This window comes from Bacillus cereus group sp. BfR-BA-01408 (assembly GCF_022663305.1).
Lineage (GTDB): Bacteria > Bacillota > Bacilli > Bacillales > Bacillaceae_G > Bacillus_A > Bacillus_A pacificus.
The window spans coordinates 1-8,546 of sequence record NZ_JAKUFF010000122.1 but is presented as its reverse complement, the minus strand read 5'-3'; the positions used below and the strand labels follow the sequence as shown (position 1 = coordinate 8,546).

The following is an 8,546-nucleotide window of genomic DNA, read 5'->3' as shown; positions in this document are numbered from 1 at the left end:
AACAATAAGAAGTGTTAATAATGTTGAACTTGTTAATCCACCAATTACTGTTACACCAAGTCCTTTAGAAATTAAGCCGCTACCTTCAAATCCTAATGCGAGCGGGATAAGAGCACCGATTGTTGCAATTGCAGTCATTAAAATCGGGCGAAGGCGTGTTGCACCAGCCTCTAATAAAGCTTCACGTGTTGATAGACCTTCATTTTCTTTATGAATAACGCGGTCGATAAGCACGATTGCGTTTGTTACAACGATACCGATTAACATAAGGGCACCGATCATTGCAGAGACACTTAACGTTTCACCAGAGATTAATAAGGCAACAAGAGCTCCAATGATTGTAAATGGTAGCGAGAATAAAATTGCGAATGGTGCAAGAGCACCGCCAAATGTAACGACAAGAACGAAGTATACAATAGCAATCGCAGCTAACATCGCTAAGCCAAGTTGCTTGAATGATTCTTCAATATCTTTTGTAACGCCTCCCATAGAAACATCTACGCCAGAAGGAAGATCCATTTTATCTACTTCTTTTTGAACTGCGGCTGATGCTTTTGAAACGTCATCAGATGTTAGTTTTGCACTTACTTCCGCATAAACACGGCCATCGCGGTGTTTCACTGTATTCGAAGTTTCTCCTTCTTTTACAGTCATCACATCTTTTACAGCCACTTCATTACCAAGCGGCGTTGTAATTTTACGATTTGTTAAGTCATCGATTGTTTCATAATTTTGTTTTTCAGCTTCTACATATACATTGATATCTTTACCGTCTTTTTTAATTGTTGTCAGAACAGGGCGATCATGTTGATTAGAAAGTCCCATTCCAATTTGTGCAGCCGTTAGACCCATTTTACTTAGCTTTTCCTGATCTGCGACTAAAGTATATTCTGCGTATGTTTTTGCAATACTAGAGTCTATATCTTTTAAGTCTTTGTTTTTCTTCATTATGTTTTGAATATCTTTTACGACAGGCTTAATGTCTTCTGAGCTATCTCCGTAAACGTATAACTTGATTTCGTTACTACCGCCACTTGCCCCGAAGTCTTGGTTTTTCCATTCACCTTTTCCAGACATCTTCTGTAAATCTTTAACAACTTGTTCTTTCTCTTTTTCGAAGTTTTTCGTGTCATTATCATATTGTACGAAGAACATTGCTTGATTTGATTGACCAGGACTCATTGGGTTTTCGCCACCTAATGAGAATTGAATTGTTTTGACGTTTTTATTATCTTGGAAGTGCTTCTCAGCTTTCGTTGCAATTTTTTCAACGTCTTCTAACGTTTGACCTGGTTCAGGGTTGTATGTTGCAATGATCATTTTTTCTTCTTCAGATGGTAAGAAACTTACACCAATGATTGGCACAAGTGCAAGACTACCAACTAATAGAAGGATAGCGATACTTGATGTAATAATTTTGTGATTTAAAGCCCATGCAAGTATGTGTTTGTAAATATTTGCTAATTTACTTGGTTTTTCTTCATGATGTACTTCTTTTTCCCTCATGCTCTCTTTCTTAAATAAAGAGTGAGCTAGCATCGGTACGATTGTAACTGCTACTAGCAACGATGCTAATAAAGCGAAGACGATAGTTAAAGCGAATGGTAAGAACATTTCACCAATCATACCTTTTACTAGTCCAAGCGGTAAAAATACAGCAATTGTTACAATGGTAGAAGACATAATCGGAATAAACATTTCTTTTGTAGCTTCACGAATTAAATCTTTCCCGCGTAGTTTCTCTCCTGATAACGACATACGTCGGTAAATATTTTCGATAACAACAATGGAGTCATCCACAACGCGCCCGATAGCGACTGTCATTGCCCCGAGCGTCATAATGTTAAGCGTAATATCCATTTGTTTTATAACTAATACAGCAATTAATAAAGAAAGTGGTATGGAAACGACAGAGATTAATGTTGTTCGGATATTTCGTAGGAACAACATAATAATAACAATCGCAAAGATAGCACCAAAAATGGCTTTACTTAGCATTGTTTCTACTGATTTCTCAATAGGTGCACCTTGGTCGAATGTTGAAATAATCTCTAAGTCTTTATATTTTTTCTCAAGTTCTTTTACTTTATCTTTAACAGCATTTACAACATCAACTGTGTTCGCGTCAGCCGCTTTTACAATTTGAATTCCAATTGCTTCTTTTCCATTTGTTCGAGAAATAGATTCCGCTTTTCCGACTTCTTTAATATCAGCAATTTCGTCTAATGTAACTGTCGAAATCCCGTTGTTCATAGCGGCTGGATTCATTTGCGGCACTTGTGTACCAGCTCCGGCATTTTGACTACCTTGACCGCTTGCTGATGAAGGAACAGCAGGGATTTTTAATTCTTTTAATGCTTTCATTGTTGTAATATTTCCATCTACAACAACTGACTTTTCTGTGTCTTTAAATGTATATAAACCAAGTGGTAAAGATACGTCCGATCCTTTAATTACATTTTTTACAGTATCTTCACTTAAACCTAATTCTTTCATCTTATCTTTTTTGAAGACAAGTTGTACTTCATCTACTTGTTGACCTGAAATTTGAACAGATGCGACCCCATCAAGTCCTTTTAATCCTGGAACAACATTTTTTTCTACATTTTCAGTTAAGGTAGCTAAAGATTCATTTTTACTTGCTACGCTTAATGAAATTACAGGAAAGGCATTGAAGTTCACACGTGAAACTTTCGGGTCCTTTACGCCTTCTGGCAGTTTCACATTTGCGAGAGCTTCTTTTATTTCTGTTTCAGCCTTTTCCATATTTTTATCAAAATCATATTCTACCTGAATGGAAGATGCATTTTGAAAAGATGATGAACTAACAACGTTTACACCACTTAAATTTTGCAGTTGCTCTTCCATCGGTTTTGAAACTTTATCAGCTACTTCTTCTGGTGTAGCACCAGGATAAACCGTGGTTACTGTTACAACAGGTGTTGTAATATCAGGAATTGTTTCCAGCTTCATATTCAGCCCAGAATAAATACCTGCAATGGTAACGATAATGGTTAGTAGCCAAACTGCGAACTTATTTTTTAACGAAAAATTAATAATTTTGTTCATGTTTGCGCTCCCTTTGTATTATATTGACCAACTGGTCAGTCTAATACATAATATAACTGACTGATTGGTCAGCCGTCAATGAAAAGGGATGGTATAATACATTCATAATAAGATGCGAGATTAAATTTAGGAGAGACATGATATGAAAGAAAAAGAGCGCTTAATTATAGAGATGGCTATGAAGTTATTTGCGACTAAGGGTGTAAATGCGACATCAGTGCAGGAAATTGTGACAGCTTGTGGCATATCTAAGGGAGCCTTTTATTTATACTTTAAATCAAAAGAGGAACTTTTATTAGCGACACTTCGATATTACTATGACAAGATTCAAAACAAAATGATGGATATTGAAAAAGAGTCGTTATTGCCACGTGAAAAATTTGCAAAACAATTGCATTGCCAGTTTAATGATATACAAAAGCATAAAGAATTTATTATTATGCATGCAAGGGAAAATGCGATTCCTTTTAATAAAGAAGTAGAAGAATTTATGATGCGGATGAAGTTAGAGTCTCACGCATTTTATCGGAATAGTTTACTGTCTATTTATGGTGATAAGGTTATGCCATATTTATTAGATTTAGTCATTATGGTAGAAGGCATATGCCGGGGATATTTAGAACTAATTATTTTACAAGCGCCAGAAATAGACTTATCTTATGTCTCGGCTTTTATTTTGAAAAGAGTGGATCATTTAGTAGATGGATTGGTAAAATCTTCAGAAGAACCTGTGTTACATGAAGAAAGGCTTGGAGAATTTCTTTGTAAATCAGAGCTTATTAAGGAGCAGGTTAAGGAACATTTTTTAAAAGAAATTATTGTGTTTAAACGTACTTTAGCGGATCAATTAGAAGATGAGGAATTGCTTGTTACATTAGATGTTTTGGAGGCAGAAATGAGGATGCAAAATCCAAGAATTCCGGTTATCCAAGGGATGTTGTTCAATTTAGAGGCATATCCAACTTTAAAAGAATTCCGTTTGAGGCTTATGGGCTATTATAATATAAAAAGGTAACAATGATAGTTTTCATTGTTACCTTTTTATTATTTAGGTCTTTCATCTGAATTCACTAGCTTAGAAGTATCGAAATTCCGTATTTCATTAGAGAAGTTAGTTAATCTTTGTTCGTAATCTCGTTTATTAGTAATCGGTTCAGTTGTAGCTAATTGTTTTACAATCCAATCATTTATATATCTGTAATAATGCGTTTGGTCAGACATATAATTAGAAAGATTATACGTAACTTCTTTTTGATCTTGGAAATCATAGAGTTTTACATTTTTTAGTTGTGCTAATTTAGTGTATACTTCTTTTTTAAATAACATATTTTCCTTTGTATGCTTTGAGTCGTTTTTATCCATAACTACGTGATATGTTACTGGATATGGCGCATAGAAAAATGTAAACTGTACTTCCGGGTTTTGTTTTACAAATTCAATAATATTAGAATCAAAAGATTTAAGCATTTGTTCATGATACCAACCATCGCTGATTGATTGATGAGGTGTTCCGTCAACAACCCTTTTAGCTATATCTACTGAGAAATTTGGCTCGTCATCTCCAAATTTGTATAGCCAGTGGGGATCCTGTGGAGATTTTGTTGGATCTAGTTTTAACTTCATATTCTGCAATGCTATTTTTCGAGAATACGGGCTAATTAAATATTGGATATCATTCAACTTATTTGTATCATACATGTAAGTTGGAAATGGTGAAGCACCTTCTGATACCCATTCAGGTTTTCCAGAGAATGAATATAAATTAAGCTCCCAAATAATATTTTTAACAGTTTTTGAATGCGTAGCTAACTGGGCTGTCATATTTTGTTCCCTAGCTGTTGAACCTGGAAGAGAGCCATTAAAGCTGGTAGTATGAAGTAATTTATTAGCGTCAGGTTCAAGGAAGTTTCTTCCCATAGAAGTTCCTACAAATAAGGTATCATAATCCATATGTTTAATAAGTCCAGGCATTTGATAGCGTTCAGTAGCATAAAAATAATCGTTCTTCTTAAATTTATATACATACAATGGGTCAAGCTTATAAACAATAGAGCAAACTATTCCAGATAAAATGAAAAGGAATATAATAAACCAACATATAAAACGTTTATACATATTTTTCACCTACGGTTATTAGAAATTAAAGTATAAGAATGAACTTACACGATTTAAATACATCAAAGAAAGTATAAACATGCTAGCTAATGCAAGAGCATAAATCGGTTTTGGACGGAAAGATTCTAATTTTTCTATAGAATTTTTTGTAAATAATACAATAGCGATTCCAATTGCTAGGTATAAAATAGTTTGGAAGTTAAAATGATCACCAGTCACTTGGAACGGGAATAAATTACAAATTGAATAAATTAAATTATCCATTATAGACACACCAGTTAATGTTTCTGGACGGAATTGAATAAGTGCTGTTTGGATGTGTAAGTAATTTACGTTGAACATGCGATTTAACATAGTTAATGCATCTTCTACAGAAGTAGCTCTGAAGAACACCCATGTTACATGTACAAATCCCATTGTTAAAATCCAAGCAATAAATTTAGGCATTTTTCCACCTAAGTTTTTAAATAATCGATGTATTACAATAGCTAATCCGTGTAAAACGCCCCAAATAACAAACGTCCATCCAGCGCCATGCCAAATTCCACTTATAAGAAAAATTGTAAATAAATTTAAATAAGTACGAATTTGCCCTTTTCGACTCCCACCCAATGGAATATATACATATTGGGTGAAAAATCGTCCTAATGTCATATGCCAACGTCTCCAAAAATCTTGAATACTTAAAGATTTATAAGGAGAGAAGAAGTTAATTGGTAGTATAATGTTGAATAACAACGCTGCACCTATTGCCATATCACAATATCCACTAAAATCAAAATACAGTTGTAATGTATACGCAAGTGATGAAACCCATGCATCGGTCGTAGATAGTTGATTTACATTGCTAAAGCCAAAATCAGCCCATTGTGCTAGTGAATCAGCAATTACTACTTTTTTAGTAAGACCAATTCCGAATATGTAAAGTCCTTTTGTAATGTTTTCAATATTCGGCCTTCTTTTAGATTCATCTTGAAATTGAGGGAGGACCTTACTATGATGGACAATGGGTCCTGCAATAAGTTGCGGGAAAAACGTTACGAACAAGCAAAAATCAATAAAATTAAACTTTGTTAATTCCCTCTTATAACAATCTACTAAAAAACCTATCTTTTGGAAGGTAATAAAACTAATGCCTAAAGGCAGTAATAACTTTAATAAAGGTACATCAGTTCCAAATAGGGTATTTATATTATCTAAGAAGAAATCAGAGTATTTAAAGTATCCCAGTAATGAGATGTTAAATACTAAACCAACTATTAAAAATACTTTTCGGGTTTTTTGATTGATTTTTTGTATAATTTGTTGGCCTATAAATGCGTTTGTAAATAATGAAACTCCTATTAGCAATAGGTATTTCACCTCAAAATATGCATAAAAGTAAAGGGACATACCTACTAAAAAAAGTTTCGCGAAATTTTTGTTAACTTTTTGCAATAGGAAATATCCAATTACTGCTATAGGCAAGAATAAAAGCATAAATTCAAAAGAATTAAAAAGCATAATATAGCCCCCAGCATTAATAAAATCTTATTCTATAAAAAACGTGACAACAGAGCAAGATGTTGTCACGCAAAGTATAGTATAGCATAAAATATGGATGAAAATCTTATATCTATTAATTTTTATTTTGAGACCATTCTTCTACATTCCAAACTTTTGTAATCCAATCTTCATAGAAGTCTGGTTCGTGACATACAAGGAGGATTGTTCCTTTATATGCTTTCATAGCCTTCTTAAGTTCTGCTTTTGCTGTAACATCAAGATGGTTTGTCGGCTCATCAAATAGTAGCCAGTTACTTTCTTCACCCATTAGTTTACATAAACGAACTTTTGCTTGTTCTCCACCACTTAATTGACTTAACGGGCGAGAAATATGTTCATTTTTTAATCCGCATTTTGCTAACATCGCACGAATTTGATGCTGGTCTAAGCCAGGGAATGTATTCCATACATCATCAATTGGTGTTATATTGTCAGCTTTAACCTCTTGCTCAAAGTATGCAGGCTCTAAGAAGTCCCCAAGGCTTGTTTTACCGCTTAAAGGTTTAATTTTACCTAAGATTGTTTTTAGTAACGTTGATTTACCAACACCATTACATCCAACGATAGCAATTTTTTCACCGCGTTCAATTGTCATTGATAGCTTTGGTAGTAGTGGATGTGTATATCCAATTTCTACATTTTCACCTTCAAAGACGAAGCGACTACTTGCACGACTTTCTTTAAATGAGAATTCAGGTTTAATTGCTGTTTCCGGGCGATCAATAAGTTCCATGCGGTCAAGTTGTTTTTGACGACTCTTTGCACGACCTGTTGTTGAATAACGGGCTTTGTTCTTTGCAATGAAATCTTCTTGCTTTTTGATAAACTCGCGCTGCTTTTCATAAGCGTTTATATGTTGATTTTTATTGATTTCTGCTAGTTCTAGGAATTTTTCATATGTCGCTGTATAGCGTGTCATTTTTGTGAATTCTAGATGGAAAATAACATCAACACATTTGTTCATAAATTCCGTATCATGAGAAATTAATAAGAATGCATGTGGGTATTCTTTTAAATAATTTGTTAACCAATGAATATGTTCAACGTCTAAATAGTTAGTAGGTTCATCAAGTAATAATACTTCTGGTTGTTCAAGTAATAGCTTTGCAAGCAATACTTTTGTACGTTGTCCACCACTTAGTGCTGAAACATCACGATCTAAACCAATTGCATCAATTCCAAGACCACGTGCAGCCTCTTCAATTTTCATATCTAGTAAATAGAAACCACCTGCTTCAAGTGCATCTTGTATTTCTGCCATTTGCTCAAGAAGTTCTTCTAGTTCTTCTGGTGTAGCAGTTCCCATTTTTTCTGTAACTTCATTTAAAGCTTTTTCTTTTTCAAATAGCGGTAAAAATGCATCCGCTAGTATGTCACGAATTGTACGTCCAGGCGTTAAAACCGTATGTTGATCTAAGTAACCGTAATGTGTGCCCGGTGTCCATTCTACACGACCTTGGTCATGAATAAGCTGACCAGTAATGATATTCATGAATGTTGATTTACCAACACCGTTTGCACCAACTAATCCAACGTGCTCACCTGCTAGTAATCGCATAGATACATCTTTAAATAATGTACGATCGCCAAATGTATGTCCTAATTTTTCAACTGTTAATAAGCTCATAGTATCCTCCGTCCAACTTGAAATAGTACCTTGAATCATGATACTAAATTCTGTGATATAATGCTATTATTTCAAAAAGGTACATTATTCATTTTCCGGATTTTTATAGATGAAATACAGAAAATCGGATGGATTATTATGTTTTTATATGTATATTATTGGGTGTTTTTTAATTTAAATGAACAAATGA

Annotated in this window: 5 protein-coding genes; 1 reads left to right on the top strand and 4 read right to left on the bottom strand. The window is 34.1% G+C overall.

Annotated features, from left to right (window positions below; genetic code table 11):
- A partial coding sequence (locus tag MR083_RS25490; protein ID WP_242270033.1) for an efflux RND transporter permease subunit occupies positions 1–3,069 on the bottom strand: 3,069 nt, incomplete at its 3' end.
- A 142-nt stretch (positions 3,070–3,211) separates the two neighbouring features.
- Between MR083_RS25490 and MR083_RS25485 the strand changes: the two genes are divergently transcribed.
- Entirely contained in the window at positions 3,212–4,084 is an 873-nt protein-coding gene (locus MR083_RS25485) for a TetR/AcrR family transcriptional regulator (protein ID WP_000659619.1), read from the top strand.
- A 29-nt stretch (positions 4,085–4,113) separates the two neighbouring features.
- On the opposite strand, the gene MR083_RS25480 is transcribed toward MR083_RS25485, so the two are convergent.
- From MR083_RS25480 to MR083_RS25470, 3 genes are all read right to left on the bottom strand, one after another.
- The gene (locus MR083_RS25480) at positions 4,114–5,184 is read right to left on the bottom strand and encodes a hypothetical protein (RefSeq protein WP_000278073.1); all 1,071 of its coding nucleotides are present in this window, start codon (positions 5,182–5,184) and stop codon (positions 4,114–4,116) included.
- An 18-nt stretch (positions 5,185–5,202) separates the two neighbouring features.
- Positions 5,203–6,687 (bottom strand): MBOAT family O-acyltransferase, encoded by a 1,485-nt coding sequence (locus MR083_RS25475; protein WP_000898525.1) that lies wholly within the window; start codon positions 6,685–6,687, stop codon positions 5,203–5,205.
- Positions 6,688–6,802: 115 nt separating this feature from the next.
- On the bottom strand, positions 6,803–8,356 hold the full coding sequence (locus MR083_RS25470) for an ABC-F family ATP-binding cassette domain-containing protein (protein WP_000055406.1): 1,554 nt from the start codon (positions 8,354–8,356) through the stop codon (positions 6,803–6,805).
- Positions 8,357–8,546 lie beyond the last annotated feature (190 nt).

What these genes read in the sequence shown, in the direction of transcription:
- MR083_RS25485 (WP_000659619.1), top strand. Translation starts at nt 3,212, where the DNA reads ATGAAAGAAAAAGAGCGCTTAATTATAGAGATGGCTATGAAGTTATTT.
- MR083_RS25470 (WP_000055406.1), bottom strand. Translation starts at nt 8,356, where the DNA reads ATGAGCTTATTAACAGTTGAAAAATTAGGACATACATTTGGCGATCGT.
- MR083_RS25475 (WP_000898525.1), bottom strand. Translation starts at nt 6,687, where the DNA reads ATGCTTTTTAATTCTTTTGAATTTATGCTTTTATTCTTGCCTATAGCA.
- MR083_RS25480 (WP_000278073.1), bottom strand. Translation starts at nt 5,184, where the DNA reads ATGTATAAACGTTTTATATGTTGGTTTATTATATTCCTTTTCATTTTA.